A 21,383-nucleotide genomic window follows, 5' to 3' on the forward strand; every position below is an offset into this window, starting at 1 on the left:
GATGGCCGCCCCGCGGTCCTTCCTGTGGAGCCGCCGGATCTTCCTGACGCTCCTCACCGTCTTCGTCCTGCTGCCCGTGTACGTGATGGTGTCCAGCTCGCTGAAGCCACTGGAAGACGTGTCGGGCAAGTTCACGTGGATCCCCTCGGCCTTCACCGTTCGCCCGTACTTCGACATCTGGGAAACGGTCCCGCTGGCCGATTACTTCATGAACTCACTGATCGTGGCCGGTGCGGCGACCGTCTGCTCCGTCACCATCGCGGTGTTCGCGGCATACGCGGTCAGCCGCTACTCCTTCCGCGGCAAGCGCGTCTTCACGGTGACGGTCCTGTCGACGCAGATGTTCCCCGGCATCCTGTTCCTGCTGCCCCTGTTCCTCATCTACGTCAACATCGGCGACGCCACCGGCATCGCCCTGTTCGGCTCCCGCGGCGGCCTGATCCTCACCTACCTCACCTTCTCGCTGCCCTTCTCCATCTGGATGCTCATCGGGTACTTCGATTCCGTGCCCAGGGATCTGGACGAAGCGGCCAAAGTCGACGGCTGCGGTGCGCTCGGCGCCCTGTTCCGAGTCATCGTGCCCGCCGCGATCCCCGGCATCGTCGCCGTCACCGTCTACGCCTTCATGACCGCCTGGGGCGAGGTGCTCTTCGCCTCCGTCATGACCAACGACGCCACCCGCACCCTCGCCGTCGGCCTGCAGGGCTACTCCACCCAGAACGATGTGTACTGGAACCAGGTCATGGCCGCCTCTCTCGTCGTCAGCCTGCCCGTCGTCGCCGGCTTCCTGCTCCTCCAGCGTTACCTCGTCGCCGGTCTCACCGCGGGCGCCGTCAAATAACCGGCCTCCGGCGCCCCGCACTCCACTCCCGTCCGCCCATTCAGAGAGGTGTTCTGTGTCCGAATCGCTTGACCTCGCCGCCTTCCCCGCCGACTTCCTGTGGGGTACGGCCACGTCCGCCTATCAGATCGAGGGCGCCGTAACCGAGGACGGCCGGGCCCCGTCGATCTGGGACACCTTCTCCCACACCCCGGGCAAGATCGACAACGGTGATCACGGCGACGTGGCCTGCGACCATTACCACCGATGGCCCGAGGACATCGACCTGATGAAGCGGCTCGGCACCAACGCCTACCGCATGTCGATCGCATGGCCCCGCGTCCTGCCCGGCGGTGACGGACAGGTCAACGCGGCCGGCCTCGGCTTCTACGACCGAATGGTCGATGCCCTGCTGGAGGCGGGGATCGAGCCCAACGTGACTCTGTATCACTGGGACCTGCCCCAGGCGCTGCAGGACCGCGGCGGCTGGACCGAGCGTGACACCGCGGAGCACCTCGCCGCCTATGCCTCCCTGGTCGCTGCCCGGCTCGGTGACAGGGTGTCCCAGTGGGCGACCTTGAACGAACCCCTGTGCTCGGCCTGGATCGGCCACCTCGAAGGGCGTATGGCGCCAGGCCTGACCGACCTGACCGCCGCCGTGAAGGCTTCGTACCATCTGCTGCTCGGCCACGGCCTGGCCACCCAGGCGATCCGCGCGGCAGCGCCCGGCGCTCAGACAGGCCTGGTGACGAACCACTCCACCGTCGCAGCCGCCTCGACCCGCCCGGAGGACATCGCGGCGGCCACCCGTATGGACGGCCACATCAACCGTTGGTGGCTCGACCCGGTCTACGGCCGGGGCTTCCCGGCCGACATGCTCGACGTGTACGGCGTGGAACTCCCGGAACGCCCCGGTGACCTGAACACCATCGCCGCCCCCCTCGACTGGCACGGCGTCAACTACTACTTCCCGGCAACCGTCACCGAGGACCCCGGGGGACCTGTCCCGTATGCCCGTGAGATCCGGCTGCCGGACGTACCCCGAACCGGCCTCGACTGGCAGATCGACGCGGACGGCCTGGAGGCCCTGCTGCTGCGCCTGACCGACGACTACGGAGTTCGCAAGCTGTACGTGACGGAGAACGGCTCCGCATTCCCCGACACGGTCGCCCCCGACGGCACGGTGCACGATCCCGACCGGACCCGCTACCTGGAGCAGCACGTGAACGCATGCACCCGCGCGGCCCGCAAGGGCGCACCCCTCGCGGGCTACTACGTCTGGTCCCTGCTCGACAACTTCGAATGGGCCTACGGCTACGACCAGCGCTTCGGCCTCATCCACGTCGATTACGAAACCCAGGCCCGCACCGTCAAGTCCAGCGGACTGCGCTACGCGGAGATGATCCGCGCTCACCGGGACTCCCGCCTCTGACCTCGGCGCCCCGACGCATGGGCGTTTCAGCGCGCTCGGTGCTTCCCGGGGTGATCGTGTTGCCCTGGCCGCTGAAGACGGTCCGGCCGTGAAGCCGCGCTTCAGACCGCCCTCGACAGCCACTGCGGGACGTGACTTACCTGACGGAACTGTGGGGGCATTGCATGCTTCGTCCAGAGCCTTGACAGGCGTATGACGTAGGCGTATGACTAAAAAAGTGACGTTTCGTCACTATCCGTGCGCGGTCGCCCCAAGGAGGGCACCATGTCACTGGCTACTCCCTACCCCGCTCAACTCCACCTTCAGGGCACACTGAAGATCGCCCGCTGGCGACCGTTCATACAGTGGCTCCTCGCTGTTCCGCACCTGCTGATCGCCTACGCGCTCAGCATGCTGCGTGCGGTGCTGACCTTCATCGCCTTCTTCACCGTGCTGTTCACCCGGCGCATCCCGCGCCCGCTCTTCGACGCGATCGCCATGTCCTTCCGCTACGAGTGGCGCGTCGCCAGCTACGTGCTGTTCCTGCACGAGGACTACCCGCCGTTCGACTTCCAGACGACCGCCGACGATGACAGGGCCGATCCCCACACGATCGTCACCTTCGCCTATCCCGAGCAGATGTCACGGTGGCGCCCCCTGGTCAAATGGCTTCTCGCCGTCCCGCACTACCTGGTGCTGGCTGTCCTGGGCGTCGCGGCGACGGTCGTCGTGATCATGGGGTTCTTCGCCGTGCTGTTCACCGGTACGTATCCGCAGAGGCTCCGAGACATCCTCGTGGGCGTCTACCGATACAACCTGCGAGTGCAGAGTTACGTCGGCCTGCTCACCGACACGTACCCGCCCTTCAGCCTGCAGGGCTGACTGAGGTCCCGTGTCCGCAAGACCTCGCCCGGCTGCGACGGGATGATTCCCCGCCGTACGCCGCGGCCTGAAGGAGTACGCCGATCACTGGGCCGGCCGTCGACGGAAGGCAGTGCCTGGCCCACCCTCCGGCAGGACGAGAGGGGCCGCTGCGTGGCGTGGTGCCGGATCGTGTCGGTGCCAGGGATGCGAAGTGCTGGGGTGCAACTGGCACGGGCTTCGACTGTGTCCCTGCAGACAAGAGCGCCACCGGAGGAGCAGCCGACAGAACGTGACGGCACCTCAGGCGGTGTACTGGCACCCGGTTCGGGGAGGGCGTATGGAACGCAGGGGATACATCCGGATGGCAGGAGCAGCGGTGACGCTGGCCGCAGGAGGTGTCTTGGCCATGGCCCCCGGGGCGGCCGCAGCCTCGCCCACGCCCGCGGCCGCGTACAACAAGGCTTGCGGCACCGGCTACAAGGTCGTCAACCAGGTCAACATCGGGAAGGCGGGGACGACCTACCTGACCTATAACTCGGCGACAGGAAAGAACTGTGCCGTGACGGTCCGCGGCACCCCGGGCCCCGCTGTCCACATGTACGTCTGGGTCCAGCGCGACGACACCAGAGAATACGCCGACGACGACGGCTACTACCGGTCGTACGCGGGGCCCGTCTACCTCACCGCCAAGGGCTACTGCGTCTCCTGGGGCGGGGTGATCGCCGGCGAGTCGGCCGGCAGGAGCGGCACCAACTGCGGTCGGGTCACCGGGTGACATGCGCCGCACTGCGGCCACGGCGCGACCCTGGAGGAGCTGATTTCGGTGCGGTTCTCCTCGGGATGCGGCTGCGGTCGACGGGCAAGATGGCTCCAGGGTGACGGTGATCACGGGGCGCCGTTGGGAGGGCGCTGCGTAGGCTTGCGCAGTCGTCGCGGCGTGGTCAGCGTGAGTCCTGAAAACGTGGGGAACACTGCCCGGACATGCGACTCGTTGTAAGGTAGGGAAACAGCACTTGACCTGCAAAAACGCAGGCAGGGAGCCTATGTCCAGGAGTGCCTCGATGCTTCGTACCATGTTCAAGTCCAAGATCCATCGCGCCACGGTTACCCAGGCCGACCTGCACTACGTGGGGTCCGTGACCATCGACGCGGATCTGCTCGACGCCGCTGACCTGCTGCCCGGTGAGCTCGTGCACATCGTCGATGTCACCAACGGTGCCCGGCTGGAGACGTACACGATCGAGGGTGAGCGGGGCAGCGGGGTCATCGGGATCAATGGCGCGGCCGCCCATCTGGTGCACCCCGGTGACAAGGTGATCATCATCAGCTACGCCCAGGTCGAGGACGCCGAGGCGAGGGCGCTGAAGCCGCGCGTCGTGCACGTCGACGAGGGCAACCGTGTCGTGGCTCTCGGCGATGACGCGGCGGAGCCCGTGCCGGGCGGATCGGACATGGTGCGCAATCCGTTGAGCCGTTCCGTTTCCGCGTGACCCGGCTCATGACACTGGGGCTCCTGCACACGTCGCCCGTTCACGTGCCCGTGTTCGACCGGTTGCGGGAGGCCGAGCATCCGGGGCTCCGGCTGCGCCATCACGTGGCGGAGGAACTTCTGGCGCGGGCGCGTCGGGCAGGGCCGGACGCGGTCGCTGCCGGTGTGCGGGACGCCCTCGTGCGGGCTGCGGAGGGCGGGGGCGCGGAGGGCGGAGTCGCGGCCGTGCTGTGCACCTGCTCCACCATCGGTGGTGTCGCCGAGGCCGTGGGTGCCGAGGCAGGGGTCCCTGTCGTCCGCGTCGACCGGCCCATGGCGGCCGCTGCCGTCGCCGCCGGGTCCCGGATCGTCGTGCTCGCCACGGTCGCGTCCACGGTGGGGCCGACCTCGGCGCTGGTCGAGGAGGAGGCCCGACGGGTCGGGCGTGACGTCTCGGTGCGGGCCGAGGTGGTCGACGGCGCGTGGGCGCGGTTCGAGGCGGGAGACTCCGAGGGGTACGCCGAGGGCGTGGCCCGTGCGGTGCGCGGGGTGCGGGACGCCGATGCGATCGTGCTGGCGCAGGCCTCCATGGCGGCGGCGGAGCGGCTCGTGCCGGAGGTGCGGGCGCGGGTGCCGGTGTTGTCCAGCCCTCGGCTAGGGCTCGCGGCGGCGGTTGCGCTGGCCGCGAGGCAGCGGGTGGTGGGGTAGCGGGTCCGGGGCTGGGTCCGCGGGTCGGTGAGGTTGCCGACCCGGGTGGCGGTCGGCCGCGGGCAGGGTGCCGGGAACCGTGGAAGGCTTGGCTCCGGGGGCGTCGGGTACGCGGGGAGGAGCCGCTGGCGTACCACTGGCTGGAGGAGAGCAATGACTCAACCGTTCCCCGATCCCGCACCGAAGCCGGGGCCGGTCAGGCCCTTCCCGGACCCTGACCCGGTGCCGCCGACGGAGCCGGGACGGCCCTTCCCGAACCCGGACCCCGTACCGAACCCCGAGCCCCGGCCCAGCCCGGAACCGCCGCCGTCCCCGATCCCTCAGCCGCCGGGCCCCGACCCGGCGCCGGAGCCCCAGCCGGGGCCGATGCGCTGAGCGAAGAGGGCGGAAGAGGGCGGGCGCGGGTCGAGAGGCCCGCGCCCGCCCCGCGCTCACAGCCCCTGGCCGGGAATACTCCCTGTCGCCCACCACCACCGCTGGCATAGCGTGAACCCTCCCAGGTCATGACCTCAGGAGGAGTTGCCCGTGCCTCAGTTCGATCTGCCGCTCGATGAACTGCGCCGCTACCGGCCCGACTTGCCCGAGCCCGACGACTTCGACGCCTTCTGGGAGAAGACGTTGGTGGAGGCGCGGGAGCACGAGCTGGATGTGCGGTTCGAGGGGGTGGAGCTGCCGTTGACCGGTGTGCGGGTCTTCGACGTCACCTACGCCGGATTCGGGGGGCATCCCGTCAAGGGGTGGCTGGTGCTGCCCGCCGGTGCCGAGGACAGCGGGCCGCTGCCCGTCGTCGTGGAGTACATCGGGTACGGCGGCGGCCGCGGGCTGCCCCACATGCACCTGCTGTGGGCCGCCGCCGGCTTCGCGCACTTCGTGATGGACACCCGCGGGCAGGGCAGCGCCGGATGGGCGCAGGGCGACACCCCGGACCCGGTGGGGAGCGGGCCCGCGCACCCCGGATTCATGACGCGCGGCATCGAGGACCCGCACGACTACTACTACCGGCGCCTGTACGTCGACGCCGTGCGCGCCGTCGAGGCCGCCCGGTCCCACCCGCTCGTGGACGCCTCCCGCGTCGCCGTGCTCGGCGTCAGCCAGGGCGGCGGCCTCGCCCTGGCCGTCGGCGGACTCGTGCCGGACCTTTCCGCCGTCATGTCCGACGTGCCCTTCCTCTGCGACTTCCCGCGCGCGACGACCCTCACGGACCGGCTCCCTTACAGCGAGATCGCGTCCTACCTGAAGGCGCGCCGGGACGGCCGGGAACGTGTCTTCCAGACCCTGTCGTACTTCGACGGCGTGCACTTCGCCGCCCGGGGCCGGGCGCCCGCCCTCTTCTCCGCCGCCCTGGAGGACCAGACCTGCCCGCCGTCGACGGTGTTTGCCGCCTTCAACGCGTACGCGGGGAGCGGGCGTTCGATGGAGGTGTACGCCTTCAACGATCACGAGGGCGGTGGGCCCTACCAGCAGAGTGTGCAACTCCGGTGGGTGCAGGAGTACTTGAGGGGCTGAGGAGTACCACCGTCCGTTCAACTTCCCCTCGGTCACGCGCCCTTGTCACGGATTGGTCAACCGGCTAACTTGCGGGCTTGTCGTGTGTCCGCTGTGTGCAATCCGTGATGACGTGTGTCCGAGGGGGCTCCCAATGGCCGTACGGGGCCGGCACCGCCGGTATCAGCCGAACCGCATCAACCGCGCGTCGCTGACCGTCACGGCGGGCGGCGCGGGCATGGCGCTCCCGCTGACCGTCACGGGCACCGCGGGCGCCGCCGACGTCGACACCTGGAACAAGGTGGCGGCCTGCGAGTCCAGCAACAACTGGAGCATCAACACCGGCAACGGCTACTACGGCGGCCTCCAGTTCAAGCAGTCCACGTGGGAGGCGTACGGCGGCACGGCCTACGCCTCGCGCGCCGACCGGGCCACCAAGGCGCAGCAGATAGCCGTCGCCGAGAAGGTCCTCGACGCGCAGGGGCCCGGCGCCTGGCCTGTCTGCTCGGCGAAGGCCGGCCTCACCCGGGGCGGCGGCACGCCCGACGTCACCCCCGCCAAGGCACCGGGCAAGAGCGCGGGCAAACCCGACCGGCCCGGGCGCGACGTCAGGGACGTCAAGCCCGAGGTGACCCCGCAGTCCACCGCCGGCAGCGCCGAGATGTACACCGTCGTCCACGGCGACACCCTCTCCGGCATCGCCGACGAGCGCCGGGTACGGGGCGGCTGGCAGCGGCTGTACGACGCCAACCGGCGCGTCATCGGCGCCGACCCCGACCTGATCACGCCGGGACAGCGGCTCTCCGTCCACGGGCAGGGCGGCGGCACCAAGGAGCGCGCCCGGCCGAAGGTGCCGGACAGGAAGGCTGCCGAAAAAGCCGCTGCCGAAAAAGCCGCTGCCGAAAAGGCCGCCGCCGAAAAGGCCGCCGCCGAGAAGAAGCGCGAGAAGCAGCGCACCCCGCAGGCCCCCGCGCCGCGGCCGGAGAAGGCCGCCTCCGGCGCCGTCGCACCCGTCGCCGCCTCGCCCAGCACGCCGTACCGGGCGGCGGGCAGCTCCTGGTCGAAGGGGTACCACACGGGTGTCGACTTCGCTGTGCCCACCGGCACCTCCGTGAAGGCCGTCGCCGCAGGCCGGGTCGTCTCCGCGGGCTGGGGCGGCAGCTACGGCTACCAGGTGGTCATCCGCCACACCGACGGCAAGTACAGCCAGTACGGGCACCTGTCGGCGCTCTCCGTGAAGGCGGGGCAGCAGGTCGGCGCGGGGCAGCGCATCGCCCGGTCCGGGTCCACCGGGAACAGCACGGGCCCGCATCTGCACTTCGAGGTGCGGACGGGGCCCGGCTTCGGTTCCGACGTCGATCCGCTCGCCTACCTGCGGGCACGCGGCGTACGGATCTGAGAAGAGTCCCGACGGGAAATCTGAGAAGGGCTGTCGGGTAAGGGAAAGGTCTCAGGACACCATGCGCTCGCGGCGTCCCGGCTGTCGCGGGCGCGTCCTTCGGTGGGCCACCGCCGGCTGCTGCGAGGGCACCGCGGGCAGCGCGTCAGCGGGACGCGAGGCAGGCGCAGCGGCAGGGGCAGAGGCGGGGTCAGGACCGTCCCCGGGGACAGTGTCGGCACCGGACTCCGGCTGGGTCCCCGCAGGGCCGCCCCGCGCCACCGGACGGCCCTCCGCCACGGTCACGGTCGACGTCGACGTCTCCCGCGCGATCCGCTCGGTCGTCAGCAGGATCAGACCGCACGCGGCCACGACACCGCTGCCGAGCGCCAGGACCGTGCCCGTGGTGCCGTGGCGGAAGGATTCGCCGAAGAGGGTCAGGCCGACCGCCGCCGCGACCACCGGGTTCACGACGGTCACCGTCGACAGCGGAGCCGCGAGCCCCGCGCCCCGGTACGCGGCCTGCGAGAGCAGCAGACCGGCCGCCGCGAGCACCGCGATCGCCCCGAGGGTCGGGAGCTGATCCACGAGCCCCACATTGTGGTCCCAGTCCACCGCGACCGTCTTCGTGAAGACCGAGGCGATGCCGAACGCCGCGCCGGCCGCGCAGGCGAGGAGCACGCTGCGCACCACCGGGTGCCGGTGCGCCGCGTGCGCCGCCAGGGTCAGCGCGAGCACGCCGCCGCCCGTGACCAGCGCGAGCATCACGCGCTCCGCGTCGGCCAGCGTCTGCGAGTCGGACGACGAGGTGAGCGACAGGAGCCCGGCGAGGCCCACCGTCGCCATGACCGCGCCACGCCAGGCGGTGGCCCCGGCCCGGCGGCGTACGAACACGGCCGCCATCGGCAGGGCGAACACGATGGTCAGCGCGCCCAGGGGCTGGACCAGGCTGAGCGGTCCGTAGGCGAGCGCCACCACGTGCAGCAGCGCGCCCAGACCGTTCAGGGCGATCGCGGCCCACCAGGCGCCGCGGCGCAGCGGCGCGTACCGCTGCGTCGGCGTCGTCGCCGCCACGCGCTCCTGCAGGATCGCCCCGCCGGCGTACGCCACGGCTGAGACGAGGGACAGCAGTACGGCAAGCGCCAGAGCACTCATGAGGTGCTCCGCGGGGTGCGGTGCGTCCGGTGATCCCGGTCGGGCGAACGGTCTGCTTCCATACTGACAACGATGACGCGGGAATCCCTTTAAGTCGTCGTACCTGAGCAGGCAATCGGTCCTACTGCCGATGGAGTACGGCCTTTCCCATGTCCTCCCCAGGAGGGGTTAACGCATGGGCGCGGAGAGTGACCTGGAGGGGCCCCAGGAGGCCCCCCAGGGTCGGACGGCGCGGCCGGGCTTGCTGTACTTCTGTCGTGACCACCCACATTGACCTGGCAGAACTCGGCTCCGTCGGCGGATTCTTCGCCTTGCGCGTGAGCCCGGCGCACGACCGTGGCGTACGGCCGCTCGCGGAGGTGTACGCGGTACCGGAACCCGGTGATCCGATCGCTTTCCGCGTCGGCAAGGTCGCGCGGCGGCTCGGCGCCCCGGAGGACCGCATCGCCGTGTCCGTGGCCCAGCTCGGGCTCGCCGCCCGGCTCTGGTCCGTGGCGCTCGGCTCCGCCGCGCTGTACGGCCGGGTGCCCGACCTCGACCCCGCGTTGCTCGGCTGGGACGCCGACGGCACCTCGCCCGACGACCTGTGGCTGACCGGTGTACGCACACTGCCGGGCGACGCCGGGACCGTCCGCGACGTCGTGCAGTACGGCCATCTGGCGCCGCTGTCCGACGCATTGCGCGCCCGGTACCGGATCTCCGCCGGGCTGCTGTGGGGCAACGCGGGATCCGCGCTCGCGGGCGCGGCGCGCGAACTGCACGGCTGGGCGGCCCGGTCGGGGCGCGAGGACGTGGGGGAGCGGGTCCTGCGGCTGGCCACCGAACTCTTCGACCATCCCGACCTGCGCGGCACCGGCACCCTGCGGGGCACGGCGTTCCGGCGCCGCAGCTGCTGCCTCTACTACCGGTGCCCCGGCGGCGGGCTCTGCGGCGACTGCTGCTTCGACCGGCCGCCGCAGCGGTCTTCCCCCGGAGCCGCGTCTGGGTGACCATGAGGTGGCGCGGCCGGCATCGGACGGACGACGGAGGGTGCTACGTGAAGGTGGGCCTGCTCACCCGGGAGTATCCACCGGACGTCTATGGCGGCGCCGGTGTCCATGTCGAGTTCCTCGCACGGGAGTTGCGCTCCCTCGTGGACCTCGACGTCCACTGCTGGGGCGAGGGCGCGTCCGACCGGCTCGTGCGGCACGGCGCGTGGCCCGCGCTCGACGGGGCCAACGACGCGCTGCGCACCTTCTCCGTGGACCTCTCCATGGCGGCGGCGCTCGCCGACCGCGAGCTCATCCACTCCCACACCTGGTACGCGAGCCTCGCGGGCCATCTCGGCAAGCTGCTGCACGGCATCCCGCACGTGATGACCTCGCACTCCCTGGAGCCGCTGCGCCCCTGGAAAGCCGAGCAACTGGGCGGCGGTTACGCCCTGTCGAGCTGGGCGGAGCGCACCGCGGCCGAGGCCGCCGACGCCGTGATCGCGGTGTCCGGCGCGATGCGCGAGGACATCCTCTCCTGCTACCCGGCCATCGACCCGGCGAAGGTCCACGTCGTGCACAACGGCATCGACACCGAGCTGTACCGGCCCGACCCCGGCACCGACGTCCTGGAGCGGCTCGGCATCGACATGACACGGCCGTACGTCCTGTTCGTCGGGCGCATCACCCGGCAGAAGGGGGTGCCTCATCTGCTGCGCGCGGCCCGCAAGCTGGACCCCGGCGTGCAGCTCGTCCTGTGCGCGGGAGCGCCCGACACCCCCGGCATCGACCTGGAGTTCCGCACGCTCTTCGAGGAGTTGAGCGGGACCAGGGCGGGCGTCCAGTGGATCCCCGAAATGCTGCCGCGCCCGCAGATCGTCCAACTCCTCACGCACGCGCGCGTGTTCGTCTGCCCGTCGGTGTACGAGCCGCTGGGCATCGTCAACCTGGAGGCGATGGCGTGCGGCACCGCCGTCGTCGCCTCGCGGGTCGGCGGCATCCCGGAAGTCGTTCGGGACGGCACGACGGGGGTACTCGTCCCGTACGACGAGAGCGATCCCGAAGGTTTCGAGCGTGAACTCGGGCTGCTCCTCGACGGATTGGCCACCGACCCGGGTCGGGCCGCGGCGATGGGTGCGGCCGGGCGCGACCGTGTGCTCGACGCCTTTGGCTGGGACGCGGTCGCCCGGCGCACGGTCGAGGTGTACGAGAAGACCCTGCACGCCGACAGATAGCCGACCAAGTAGGGGGCTGGGATGCGCGGTGGACCTTCGGTGCTCGGAATCGTGCTCGCCGGCGGGGAGGGGAAGCGGCTGATGCCGCTCACCGCCGACCGGGCCAAACCAGCGGTCACGTTCGGCGGCACCTACCGCCTCGTCGACTTCGTGCTCTCCAACCTCGTCAACGGCGACATCCTGCGCGTCTGCGTCCTGACGCAGTACAAGTCGCACTCACTGGACCGGCACGTGACGACGACCTGGCGCATGTCGAGCCTGCTCGGCAACTACGTCACACCCGTGCCCGCCCAGCAGCGCCTGGGCCCGCGCTGGTACTCGGGCAGCGCCGACGCCATCCTGCAGTCCCTCAACCTCGTCCACGACGAACAGCCCGACTACATCGCCGTGTTCGGCGCCGACCACGTCTACCGCATGGACCCGCGGCAGATGCTCCAGCAGCACATCGAGAACGGCGCGGCGGTCACCGTCGCGGGGATCAGGGTGCCGCGCGCCGAGGCGTCGTCGTTCGGCATCATCACGCCCGGGCGCGACGGGACGAAGGTGGAGAGCTTCCTGGAGAAGCCCACCGATCCGCCCGGCCTCCCCGGCACGCCGGACCAGGTCTTCGCGTCGATGGGCAACTACCTCTTCACCACCAAGACCCTCGTGGACGCCCTCCAGCAGGACGCCGAGGACGAGAACTCGGCCCACGACATGGGCGGCTCCATCCTGCCGCTGCTCACCGAGCGCGGCATGGCCCAGGTGTACGACTTCGACGACAACCACGTCCCGGGCGAGACCCCGCGCGACCACGGCTACTGGCGCGACGTCGGCACCCTCGACTCGTACTACGAGGCCCACCTGGACCTGATCTCCGACCAGCCCGTGTTCAACCTGGACAACCGGCGCTGGCCCATCTACACGCACTCCGGTGGCCTGCCGCCCGCCAAGTTCTGCGCGGGCGGCATCGCGGGCGAGTCGATCGTCAGCCCCGGCTGCGTCATCCGCGGCCAGGTCACCCGCTCCGTCCTCTCGCCCGGCGTGACCGTCGAGGAGGGCGCGGTCGTCCAGGGCTCGGTGCTGCACGACAACGTACGGATCGGGCGGGGCGCGGTCGTGCGCGGCGCCGTCCTCGACAAGAACGTCGACGTACCGCCCGGTGCCACGATCGGGGTCAACCCGGAGCGGGACGAGGAGCTGTACACGGTGTCGAAGGGCGGGGTGATCGCGCTCGGGAAGGGACAGACCGTACCGATGTGACGGCCTCGGTCACAGCACCCGCCGCCTGCGCCCCAGCCACGTCTGCGCGATCACCACGACCGCCAGGAAGGCGCCGCTGACCACCTGCTGGTAGGCCGAGTCGAGCGAGCCGATCTGGTTGATCACGTTCTGGATGACCTTGAGGAGCAGCACGCCCACCAGCGACCCGCTGATGAAGCCGAAGCCGCCGGTGAGCAGCGTGCCGCCGATGACGACCGCGGAGATCGCCTCCAGCTCCATGCCGGAGCCGAGGATCGTCACCCCGGAGACCAGCCAGGCCGCGTTGAGCGCCCCGGCGAGCCCCGCGCAGAGCCCGGACACCGTGTAGACGGCGATCTTCGTACGGGCCACGGGCGCGCCCATCAGCGCCGCCGCGTCCTCGTTGCCGCCGACCGCGTACACGTACTGGCCGAACCGGGTGCGGCGCAGCACGACCGCGCCCGCCACGAACAGCGCGACCGTGATCCACACCGGGGCGCCGACGCCGAGCACCTTGCCCTGCCCCAGCGTGGCGAAGAAGGAGTCCTTGTCGACGAGGTAGGTCGTCGATCCCTCGTCGGTGACGGACAGCAGGATGCCGCGGGCCGCCAGCATCGCCGCGAGCGTCACGATGAACGGCGCGAGCCGCGCGCGGGCGATCAGCAGGCCGTTGACCAGGCCGATGAGCCCGCAGACCGCGAGCGGCAGGAGCAGCGCCACGGCCGTGCCGTACCGCGACCCCCAGGCGGCCAGCACTCCGCCGAGGGCGAAGAGCGAGCCGACCGACAGGTCGATGCCGCCGGTGACGATGACGAAGGTCATGCCGAGCGCGACCACGGCGAGGAACGCGGACGACACCGCCATGTTCTGGAGGTTGTCGCCGGTCAGGAAGGTGTCGAAGCTGAGCGACGCGACGAGCACCGCGACGATCAGGGTGACCAGCGCGCCGTGCTGCTGGGCCAGTGCGCTCAGCCGCTCGGCGCGGGAGGGGCCCGCGGCCCGCTCCTCCTGGACGGAGTGGCTCATGGCATCCGCCGGACTCTTCGTGTCGATGGTCATCGCTTGCCCCTCTCGCGTGCCGCCCAGACCGCCAGGACGATCACCACGGCCTGGGCGATCTGTGTCCACGACGGCGGCAGGTCGTGCTTGATGAGCGTGGCCGTGAGCAGCTGGATGAGGACGGCGCCCGCCACGGTGCCGCCGATGCGGATGCGGCCGCCGCTCAGCGGCGTGCCGCCGACGACCACCGCGGTAATCGCGGAGAGCTCCATCAGGTTGCCCAGCGACGTCGGGTCGCTCGCGGACAGGCGGGCGGTCGCGAGGACTCCGGCGAGTGCGGCGAGGGCGCCGCAGACGACGTACACGACGATGAGGACGCGGCGCACCGGCAGGCCCGCGAGGAGCGCGGCCGGGCGGCTGTCGCCGATGGCGAGGAGCTGCCGGCCGAACGTCGTCCGTCGTACGACGAAGGCGACGAGCAGCGCGAGGGCCGCCGCGATCAGGACCAGGTAGGGAACACCGAGCACGGCGCCGGAGCCGAGCGACGCCATGGTCGGGTCGCGCACGTCCTTGAGCTGGGGGAGGAGGACCAGCGCGAGGCCCCGGCCCGCGACCATCAGGGCGAGCGTCGCCACGATGGGCTGGACCCCGATGAACGCGATCAGCGAACCGTTGGCCGCGCCGACCGCCATTCCGCCGAGCAGTGCCACGGCCAGCGCGACCCACATGCCGTACCCGAGGTAGAGCGAGACGAGGGAGGTGGAGAGCGCCATCACCGAGCCGACGGACAGGTCGATGCCCTCGCTGCCGATGGCCAGCGCCATGCCGAGCGCCACGACGATGACGGGGGCGACCTGGACGGCCTGGGTGCGGAAGTTGTCGCCGGACAGGAAGTGCGGGGTGAAGAGGATGTTGACGAGGAGGAGGACGGCGACGCCCGCGTAGACGCCGTAGTTCTGGAGGAGGCGCAGGAGGCGGTCGCGGTCGGTGGCCGTGCGGCCGAGGGCGAGGTCGGTCATGGGGAGCTCCGTGGGTGCGGGGCCTGCCGTTCGTGAGGGTTCATGGGCCCGGCTCCGCGGGGGCCGTCGCCATGGCGCGCAGCAGGTTCTCCTCCGTCACCGAGGCACCGGTCAGTTCCGCCACGGCCGCGCCGTCCTTGAGGACGATCACCCGGTCCGAGCCCTCGATGAGCTCCTCCATGTCCGAGGAGATGAGGAGCACGCCGAGGCCGTCGGACGCCAACTCGTCGACGAGCGCCTGGACTTCGGCCTTCGCACCGATGTCGATGCCGCGCGTGGGCTCGTCGAGCAGCAGCACTTTCGGGTGCATCGCGAGCCAGCGGGCGAGGAGGACCTTCTGCTGGTTGCCGCCGGAGAGCTCGCCCACTTTCTGGAGCGGGCTCGACGCCTTGATGCGGAGGCGCTCGACGAAGGTGTCGACGATCGCGTCGATGCCGCGTTCGTCGACCAGGCCGAAGCGGGAGAGGCGGGGGAGCGCGGCCAGGGCGATGTTGTCGCGCACCGAGAGGCCGGGGACGATGCCCTCCGCCTTGCGGTCCTCCGGGAGGAGGCTGATGCCCGCCCGGATGGCGGCGGGCGTGGAGCCCGTGCGGATGCGGGTGCCGCCGATCGCGACGGTCCCGGAGTCCGTGGGCAGGGCCCCGGCGATGGCCTTCGCCGTCTCGCTGCGGCCCGAGCCGAGGAGCCCGCCGAGGCCCACCACCTCCCCGGGCCGGATGGAGACCGACACCCCGTGGAGCCGGTGCCTCGATCTCAACTCCTGTGCGTACAGAACGGGTTCGGTCGTCGCCTCGTGCGCTCCGGTGAACCGGGTGAGGCCCTCTTCCTGTACGTCCTGGATCTCGCGGCCCAGCATCAGCGCGACCAGGCGGAGCCGGTCGAGGTCGGCGAGAGCGCCCGTGTGCACCACCTTGCCGTCGCGCAGCACGGTGACGGCGTCGCACACCTCGTACAGCTCGTCCAGGCGGTGGCTGACGTAGATCACCGCGATGCCGCGCTCCCGCAGCATCCGGATCACCCCGAACAGGGTCTGCACCTCACGCGGTTCGAGGGAGGACGTCGGCTCGTCCATCACGACGACGCGCGCGTCGACCGCGACCGCGCGGGCCAGCGCCACCATCTGCTGGGCGCCCAGGCCGAGTTCGCGCAGCGGGCGGCGGACGTCGACGCGGACGCCGAGCCCCCGCAGCGCTTCGTCGGCCTCGCGGCGCATCCGTGCGACGTCGATCAGGCCGAGCCGGCCGCGGGGCTCGCGGCCGAGGAAGAGGTTGCGGGCCACGCTCATCAGGGGGACGAGGTTGACCTCCTGGTAGATGGTGGAGATGCCCGCGTGCTGTGCTTCGAGGGGGGTGGCGAAGCGCACCGGGCGGCCGTCGTACGTCACCTCGCCCGCGTCCGGCTCGTACACCCCCGTCAGGACCTTGATGAGGGTCGACTTGCCCGCGCCGTTCTCACCGATCAGCGCGTGCACCTCGCCCGCGCGTGCGGTGAAGTCGACCGCGTCCAGGGCGCGCACGCCCGGGAACGTCTTGGTCAGGCCGGTCACCGACAGCATGTCAGTAAGCCTTGCCGAGGTCGGCCTTGGCGTTGGCCTTCGTGTACGCGTTGTCCTTGATGACGATGTCCTGGGAGACCTTCTCGCCCTTGGTGAACGCGTCGAGCGTCTTGAAGGCGAGCGGGCCGAAGCGGGGGTTGGACTCGATGACGCCGTCGATCCAGCCGTCGACGATGCCCCGCACGGCGCCCTTCGTGCCGTCGATCGTCACGATCTTGACGTCGCCGGCCTTCTTGCCCGCGCCCTTGAGCGCGTTCACGGCGCCGAGCCCCATCTCGTCGTTCTCGGCATAGATCCCGGTGATGTCGGGCTTGGACTGGATCAGCTGCTCGGTGACCTGCTGGCCCTTCTCGCGCGCGAACTCGCCGGTCTGCTTGAAGACGATCTTCAGGTCCGGGGCCTTCTCCTGCAGGCGCTCCTCGAAGCCCCTGGTGCGCTCGGTGGTGACGTTGTTGCCCGCGGCGCCGAGCAGGATCGCGATCTTGCCCTTGCCGCCGGTCGTCTCGATCATCCGGTCCGCCGCGCGCCGTCCCTGCTCGACGAAGTCGGAGCCGATGAAGCTCACGTAGTCCTTGCAGGCGGTCGCGTTGATCTTGCGGTCGATGGTGACGATCGGGATGTGCTTGGCGCCCGCGGCGCGCAGCACCGGCTCCCAGCCGTCGGAGTTGAGCGGTGCGACGACGAGCAGGTCGGCGCCCTTGGCGATGAGGTCCTGGACGTCGCTGATCTGCTTGGAGAACTGCGACTGGGCGTTGGCGGTGAGGAGCTTCACGCCGCGCTTGTCGGCCTCGGCCTTGATGGAGGCCGTCTCGGCGATCCGGAAGGGGTTGGCCTCCTTCTCGGACTGGGAGAAGCCGACGGTGGCCGTCTTGAGGTCCAGCTTCTTTCCGCCGTAGGCCTCGATGGCGCAGGTCTTGCCGTCGCCCGCGTCCGACGACGAGACCTCCTGTCCGGCGTCGCCCTGGTCCTGCGACGCGGCGCTTCCGCCACCGGAATCGTCGTCCTCGGACTTGGCGCAGCCGGCGGCGAACACGAGGCTCGCGGCCAGGCCGGCGGCGGCGAGGGTCCTTGCTGAGGTACGGCTGAGGAGTGTGGTCGGCTTCATTGGAGTCCCCAAACTGCACGGCCCCGGGCCTGAGAGCGCTCACGGGAGAGACGGCACCTGCGGTCAACTCGGCGGTACGGGGAGCTTTTTACATCGTTGAAAGGGGGCTGTAAACCCTCCGCGCAGCGGCCGTGAATTCCTCGGGTCAGCGTCGGCCCAGGGTGCTCTCCCGCTCCACCAGCCGGAATTCCGCGGTGAGTTCGCGACCGCAGGGACGCTCCGGACGGTCCAGGCTGCCCAGCAGCGACTCCACCGCGAGACGTGCGATGGCCTGCTTGTCCGGTGCCACGGTGGTGAGCGTGACCGCCCCGAACTGCCCCTCCGCGATGTCGTCGAAACCGACCACCGCCACGTCCCACGGCACGCGCAGCCCGCGCTCGTGCAGCACCCGCATCGCACCGATCGCCACCAGGTCGTTGTACGCGAACACCGCGTCGGGCCGGACCCCCGCGTCCAGCATCCGCGCCATGGCCTTCGCCCCGTCCCACCGGTCCCAGCCGCCGACCGGCCCCACCAGGCTCTCCGGCGCCGGGATGCCGGCGGCCGTCAACTCCTCGCGCCAGCCCTGCAGTCGCAGATGGGCGGGGCGGTTCGCGGAGTCCGTCCGGGCGCCCAGATAGGCGATGGTGGTGCGGCCGCGCCCGATCAGGTGCCGTACCGCGGCGCGGCTCGCGGCGATGTTGTCGATCGCGATGTGGTCGTGGGGCAGGTCGTACTGGCGCTCGCCGAGCAGCACGAGCGGCACGTCGTCCTCGCGCTCGCGCAGGTCCTCCGCCTCCAGCTCCAGCGGGCTGAGGATCAGACCGTCGATCACCCGGGCCCGGAAGCCCTGGCTGACCAGCACCTCCTGCTCGCGCTCGCCCCGGGTGTGGTCGAGCAGCACCGTGAAGTCGTGCTCGGCCGCCGCGTCGATGACGGCGCCCGCGAGCTCCGCGAAGTACGGATTGCCCAGCTCGGGGACGGCGAGCGCGATGATGCCGGTGCGGCCCTTGCGCAGGTGACGTGCCGTCAAGTTGGGCCGGTAGCCCAGCTCGTCGATGGCTTCCTGGACGCGGGCCCGCATCGCCGGGGTGACGTGCTGGTACTTGTTCACCACGTTCGAGACGGTCTTGATCGAGACGCCCGCGTGCTCCGCGACGTCCTTGAGGCTTACCCGCACTGCGTCTCCTCGCGTCGGTGACGCCCCGGCCGGCCGGGGCGTTTGTCATGACCCTGGACAGCGCCGCCGGGGGCGTGCTGTCATGCCAACTGCCGTTCCTTCCAACGTTGTACAGATTCGTTGTACCGACTGCAGCGACGAGCCGCCACCCTTCCTCACCAAGGAGGATCCGTGCGCATCAGACGACATCCCGGAAGAAGCCCCGGCCGCCCCGCACGCCTCGGCCGACACCTCGCCCTGCTGCTCGCAGGGGCCCTCGGCGTCGCGGGACTCACCGCGGTCCCCACCGCCACCGCCGCCGACGATCCCGTCGAGATCCACGGCCTCAAGGGCGAGTACTACACCCAGTCCGCCCCGGGAGCCTTCGACTTCGACGAGCTCAAGGCCACCGGACTCGACCCGAACATCGACTTCGGCAACCTCGAATCACGCCTCAAGGCCACCACCGGACAGGCCGACGACGTCAGCGTCCGCTGGACCGGCCGGATCGTCCCCGACAAGACCGGTGCCACCACCTTCTCGATGATCGGCGACAACGGCTTCCGCCTCTGGGTCGACGGCAAGATCGCCATCGACCACTGGCAGGACGACTGGGACAAGGAACAGACCTCCGCCCCCGTCGAGCTGACCGCCGGCAAGGCACACGACATCAAGGTCGAGTACTTCGAGCACTACGGCGGCTCCAGCCTGCGCCTGAAGTGGACCCCGCCGGGCGGCGAGAAGAAGCCGGTCCCGCGCTCCGCCCTCCGCGTCCCCGAGGACTTCGACTACGACGGCGCCATCGCCGCCACCGTCCTCGAGGACGGCCGCAGCCTCAGGCTGGAGTTCGCCCAGAAGCTCGCCGCCCCGCCGGCCGGACTCACCGGCCACCTCGACGCCGTCATCGGCGGCGCCAAGTGGCCGCTCGGCACGGTCAAGGCCGACCCCGCCGACGACCGCAGCCTCCTCGTCGGCCTGAAGGAACCCGTCGTCGGCAACAAGGCCGGCAACGCCCCGGGCCTCGCCGACATCCGCTACGACGGCGAGGGCGGCCTCAAGGGCACCGACGGCGACGCCGTCAACCAGTTCTGGACCAGCGGGCCCAACCACTCCGAGCACCAGCTGCGCACCGAGTGGGCCGACGACGTCACGCCCGGCAACGCACACCGCGAGTACCCCCGGCCGCAGCTCAAGCGCGACAACTGGCGGAACCTCAACGGCTCCTGGCAGTTCGCCGCCGCCGACGCGGGCGAGAAACCCCCGGTCGGCAAGAAGCTCAAGGAGAAGATCCTCGTCCCCTACCCCGTGGAGTCCCAGCTCTCCGGCATCGAACGGCACGAGGACCGCATGTGGTACCGCCGCACCTTCACCGTCCCCAAGAATTGGAAGATCGGCGACGGCAAGCGGCTCAACCTGAACTTCGGCGCCGTCGACTGGCACTCCGAGGTGTACGTCAACGGCCGCAAGGTCACCGAACACAAGGGCGGATACGACAAGTTCACCGCCGACATCACCGACGCGCTGAAGCCCGGCCGCACCCAGGAACTCATCGTCGGCGTGTACGACCCGACCGACGCCGACAACGGCGCGAACCCGCCCGTCGGCAAGCAGCGCCTGGACCCCAGCGGCATCTGGTACACCCCGTCCTCCGGCATCTGGCAGACCGTGTGGATGGAGCCGGTGGCCGCCGACCACGCGGACTCCCTCAAGATCACACCGGACGTCGAGGGCGAGCAGGTCACCGTCGAGGCGCGCGGCGTGCGCGACGGTGTGCCGGTCACGGCCGCCGCGTACGAGGGCCGCAAGAAGGTCGCGGAGATCGGCGGACGCACCGGAAAGCCGCTCAAGCTGAAGATCAACGACCCGCGGCTCTGGTCTCCGGACGACCCCTTCCTCTACGACTTGAAGGTGCGGGTCGGCGACGACCGCGTCACCAGCTACTTCGGCATGCGGTCCATCGCCGTCGAAAAGGTGAACGGCACCCCGCGCACCATGCTCAACGGCAAGCCCGTCTTCCTGATGGCCACGCTCGACCAGGGCTTCTGGCCGGACGGCCTGCACACCGCGCCGAGCGACGAGGCGCTCGCGTACGACCTCAAGGCACACAAGGAGATGGGCTTCAACTCCGTCCGCAAGCACATCAAGGTCGAGCCCGACCGCTGGTTCTACTGGGCCGACAAGCTGGGGCTCCTCGTCTGGCAGGACATGCCGTCGATGGAGGCGGGACGCACCCCGGACACGGCGGCCCGCGCCCAGTACGAGCGCGAGATGAAGCAGATGATCGACGAGCACGCGAGCAGCCCCTCGATCGTCATGTGGGTCACCTTCAACGAGGGCTGGGGCCAGTACGACATCGGCCGCATCGCGCGGCAGGCGAAGGCATGGGACCCGACGCGCCTGGTCAACAACCAGTCGGGGCTCAACCTCGGGGCCGACGGAGGCGCCGGCGACATCATGGACGAGCACGGCTACCCGAGCCCGGCGCTCCCACCGCGGCCCGACGGCGAGCGGGCCCTGGTCAGCGGCGAGTACGGCGGCCTCGGTCTCGCGGTGCCCGGCCACGCCTGGTCCGTCCAGCAGAGCTACGTCGACGTCGACCCCGCGACGTACACGGACGACTACCTCGCCAAGCTCGACGAAGTCCGCGCCCTCGCCTGCAAGGGCGACAACGGCGCCGTCTACACGCAGATCGCCGATGTGGAGGGCGAGTTGAACGGCCTGCTCACCTACGACCGCAAGGTGGTCAAGCCCGACGTGAAGCGGGTGAAGGCGGCACACGAAGCGCTGATCCGTGACGCGTCGCGGGACACGGTGCCGGGCTGCGGCGGCTCCTGATTCCGAGGTCTCCGGTGGG

General features: G+C 70.6%; 18 protein-coding genes. 12 read left to right on the top strand and 6 right to left on the bottom strand.

Features of this window, described 5'->3' with window-relative positions; all coding sequences use genetic code 11:
* Position 1: 1 nt before the first annotated feature.
* From ACI2L3_RS30895 to ACI2L3_RS30930, 8 genes are all read left to right on the top strand, one after another.
* Complete coding sequence (locus ACI2L3_RS30895; protein ID WP_404755752.1) at positions 2-841, top strand: carbohydrate ABC transporter permease; 840 nt, start codon at positions 2-4, stop codon at positions 839-841.
* A gap of 55 nt (positions 842-896) precedes the next feature.
* Positions 897-2,252: a GH1 family beta-glucosidase gene (locus ACI2L3_RS30900; RefSeq protein ID WP_404755685.1), complete on the top strand. Its 1,356-nt coding sequence runs from the start codon at positions 897-899 to the stop codon at positions 2,250-2,252.
* A gap of 264 nt (positions 2,253-2,516) precedes the next feature.
* Positions 2,517-3,113 carry a DUF4389 domain-containing protein gene (locus tag ACI2L3_RS30905; protein WP_404755686.1) on the top strand — a complete coding sequence of 199 codons (597 nt, stop codon included), beginning with the start codon at positions 2,517-2,519 and terminating at the stop codon, positions 3,111-3,113.
* Positions 3,114-3,450: 337 nt separating this feature from the next.
* Positions 3,451-3,870 carry a spore-associated protein A gene (locus tag ACI2L3_RS30910; RefSeq protein ID WP_404755753.1) on the top strand — a complete coding sequence of 140 codons (420 nt, stop codon included), beginning with the start codon at positions 3,451-3,453 and terminating at the stop codon, positions 3,868-3,870.
* A 286-nt stretch (positions 3,871-4,156) separates the two neighbouring features.
* Entirely contained in the window at positions 4,157-4,585 is a 429-nt protein-coding gene (panD, locus tag ACI2L3_RS30915; RefSeq protein ID WP_404755687.1) for an aspartate 1-decarboxylase, read from the top strand.
* 8 nt (positions 4,586-4,593) lie between these two features.
* Positions 4,594-5,271, top strand: coding sequence for an aspartate/glutamate racemase family protein (locus ACI2L3_RS30920; RefSeq protein WP_404755754.1), 678 nt, complete (start codon positions 4,594-4,596; stop codon positions 5,269-5,271).
* Positions 5,272-5,796: 525 nt separating this feature from the next.
* Positions 5,797-6,777, top strand: a complete 981-nt coding sequence (locus tag ACI2L3_RS30925; protein WP_404755688.1) for an acetylxylan esterase — start codon at positions 5,797-5,799, stop codon at positions 6,775-6,777.
* 133 nt (positions 6,778-6,910) lie between these two features.
* Positions 6,911-8,155 carry a transglycosylase family protein gene (locus ACI2L3_RS30930; protein WP_404755689.1) on the top strand — a complete coding sequence of 415 codons (1,245 nt, stop codon included), beginning with the start codon at positions 6,911-6,913 and terminating at the stop codon, positions 8,153-8,155.
* A gap of 51 nt (positions 8,156-8,206) precedes the next feature.
* Here ACI2L3_RS30930 and ACI2L3_RS30935 read toward each other — a convergent pair whose 3' ends face one another.
* Positions 8,207-9,289, bottom strand: a complete 1,083-nt coding sequence (locus ACI2L3_RS30935; protein WP_404755690.1) for a DMT family transporter — start codon at positions 9,287-9,289, stop codon at positions 8,207-8,209.
* Positions 9,290-9,546: 257 nt separating this feature from the next.
* Here ACI2L3_RS30935 and ACI2L3_RS30940 point away from each other — a divergent pair, with 257 nt between their 5' ends.
* Genes ACI2L3_RS30940 through glgC form a run of 3 tightly spaced genes read left to right on the top strand, consistent with a single transcriptional unit; the run spans position 9,547 to position 12,734 of the window.
* A complete protein-coding gene (locus ACI2L3_RS30940) occupies positions 9,547-10,278 on the top strand; it encodes a (2Fe-2S)-binding protein (RefSeq protein WP_404755691.1) in 732 nt (243 codons plus the stop codon).
* A gap of 47 nt (positions 10,279-10,325) precedes the next feature.
* Positions 10,326-11,492, top strand: a complete 1,167-nt coding sequence (glgA, locus tag ACI2L3_RS30945) for a glycogen synthase (protein WP_404755692.1) — start codon at positions 10,326-10,328, stop codon at positions 11,490-11,492.
* 21 nt (positions 11,493-11,513) lie between these two features.
* Positions 11,514-12,734 carry a glucose-1-phosphate adenylyltransferase gene (gene glgC, locus ACI2L3_RS30950; RefSeq protein WP_404755693.1) on the top strand — a complete coding sequence of 407 codons (1,221 nt, stop codon included), beginning with the start codon at positions 11,514-11,516 and terminating at the stop codon, positions 12,732-12,734.
* Between the two features lie 9 nt (positions 12,735-12,743).
* On the opposite strand, the gene ACI2L3_RS30955 is transcribed toward glgC, so the two are convergent.
* The 5 genes from ACI2L3_RS30955 to ACI2L3_RS30975 form a co-directional block, all read right to left on the bottom strand.
* On the bottom strand, positions 12,744-13,772 hold the full coding sequence (locus ACI2L3_RS30955) for an ABC transporter permease (protein WP_404755694.1): 1,029 nt from the start codon (positions 13,770-13,772) through the stop codon (positions 12,744-12,746).
* A complete protein-coding gene (locus ACI2L3_RS30960; RefSeq protein ID WP_404755695.1) occupies positions 13,769-14,731 on the bottom strand; it encodes an ABC transporter permease in 963 nt (320 codons plus the stop codon). The genes ACI2L3_RS30955 and ACI2L3_RS30960 overlap by 4 nt, the downstream gene beginning before the upstream one ends.
* Before the next feature lie 40 nt (positions 14,732-14,771).
* A complete protein-coding gene (locus ACI2L3_RS30965) occupies positions 14,772-16,286 on the bottom strand; it encodes a sugar ABC transporter ATP-binding protein (protein ID WP_404755696.1) in 1,515 nt (504 codons plus the stop codon).
* A gap of 1 nt (position 16,287) precedes the next feature.
* Positions 16,288-17,391, bottom strand: a complete 1,104-nt coding sequence (locus tag ACI2L3_RS30970) for an ABC transporter substrate-binding protein (protein ID WP_404755697.1) — start codon at positions 17,389-17,391, stop codon at positions 16,288-16,290.
* Between the two features lie 145 nt (positions 17,392-17,536).
* The gene (locus ACI2L3_RS30975; protein WP_404755698.1) at positions 17,537-18,550 is read right to left on the bottom strand and encodes a LacI family DNA-binding transcriptional regulator; all 1,014 of its coding nucleotides are present in this window, start codon (positions 18,548-18,550) and stop codon (positions 17,537-17,539) included.
* Positions 18,551-18,727: 177 nt separating this feature from the next.
* Between ACI2L3_RS30975 and ACI2L3_RS30980 the strand changes: the two genes are divergently transcribed.
* Positions 18,728-21,364: a PA14 domain-containing protein gene (locus tag ACI2L3_RS30980; protein WP_404755755.1), complete on the top strand. Its 2,637-nt coding sequence runs from the start codon at positions 18,728-18,730 to the stop codon at positions 21,362-21,364.
* Positions 21,365-21,383 lie beyond the last annotated feature (19 nt).

This window comes from Streptomyces sp. NPDC029674 (assembly GCF_044903205.1).
Classification (GTDB): domain Bacteria; phylum Actinomycetota; class Actinomycetes; order Streptomycetales; family Streptomycetaceae; genus Streptomyces.

What these genes read in the sequence shown, in the direction of transcription:
- ACI2L3_RS30905 (WP_404755686.1), top strand. Translation starts at nt 2,517, where the DNA reads ATGTCACTGGCTACTCCCTACCCCGCTCAACTCCACCTTCAGGGCACA.
- ACI2L3_RS30920 (WP_404755754.1), top strand. Translation starts at nt 4,594, where the DNA reads ATGACACTGGGGCTCCTGCACACGTCGCCCGTTCACGTGCCCGTGTTC.
- ACI2L3_RS30895 (WP_404755752.1), top strand. Translation starts at nt 2, where the DNA reads ATGGCCGCCCCGCGGTCCTTCCTGTGGAGCCGCCGGATCTTCCTGACG.
- glgC (WP_404755693.1), top strand. Translation starts at nt 11,514, where the DNA reads ATGCGCGGTGGACCTTCGGTGCTCGGAATCGTGCTCGCCGGCGGGGAG.
- ACI2L3_RS30960 (WP_404755695.1), bottom strand. Translation starts at nt 14,731, where the DNA reads ATGACCGACCTCGCCCTCGGCCGCACGGCCACCGACCGCGACCGCCTC.
- panD (WP_404755687.1), top strand. Translation starts at nt 4,157, where the DNA reads ATGCTTCGTACCATGTTCAAGTCCAAGATCCATCGCGCCACGGTTACC.
- ACI2L3_RS30965 (WP_404755696.1), bottom strand. Translation starts at nt 16,286, where the DNA reads ATGCTGTCGGTGACCGGCCTGACCAAGACGTTCCCGGGCGTGCGCGCC.
- ACI2L3_RS30970 (WP_404755697.1), bottom strand. Translation starts at nt 17,391, where the DNA reads ATGAAGCCGACCACACTCCTCAGCCGTACCTCAGCAAGGACCCTCGCC.
- ACI2L3_RS30955 (WP_404755694.1), bottom strand. Translation starts at nt 13,772, where the DNA reads ATGACCATCGACACGAAGAGTCCGGCGGATGCCATGAGCCACTCCGTC.
- ACI2L3_RS30935 (WP_404755690.1), bottom strand. Translation starts at nt 9,289, where the DNA reads ATGAGTGCTCTGGCGCTTGCCGTACTGCTGTCCCTCGTCTCAGCCGTG.
- ACI2L3_RS30930 (WP_404755689.1), top strand. Translation starts at nt 6,911, where the DNA reads ATGGCCGTACGGGGCCGGCACCGCCGGTATCAGCCGAACCGCATCAAC.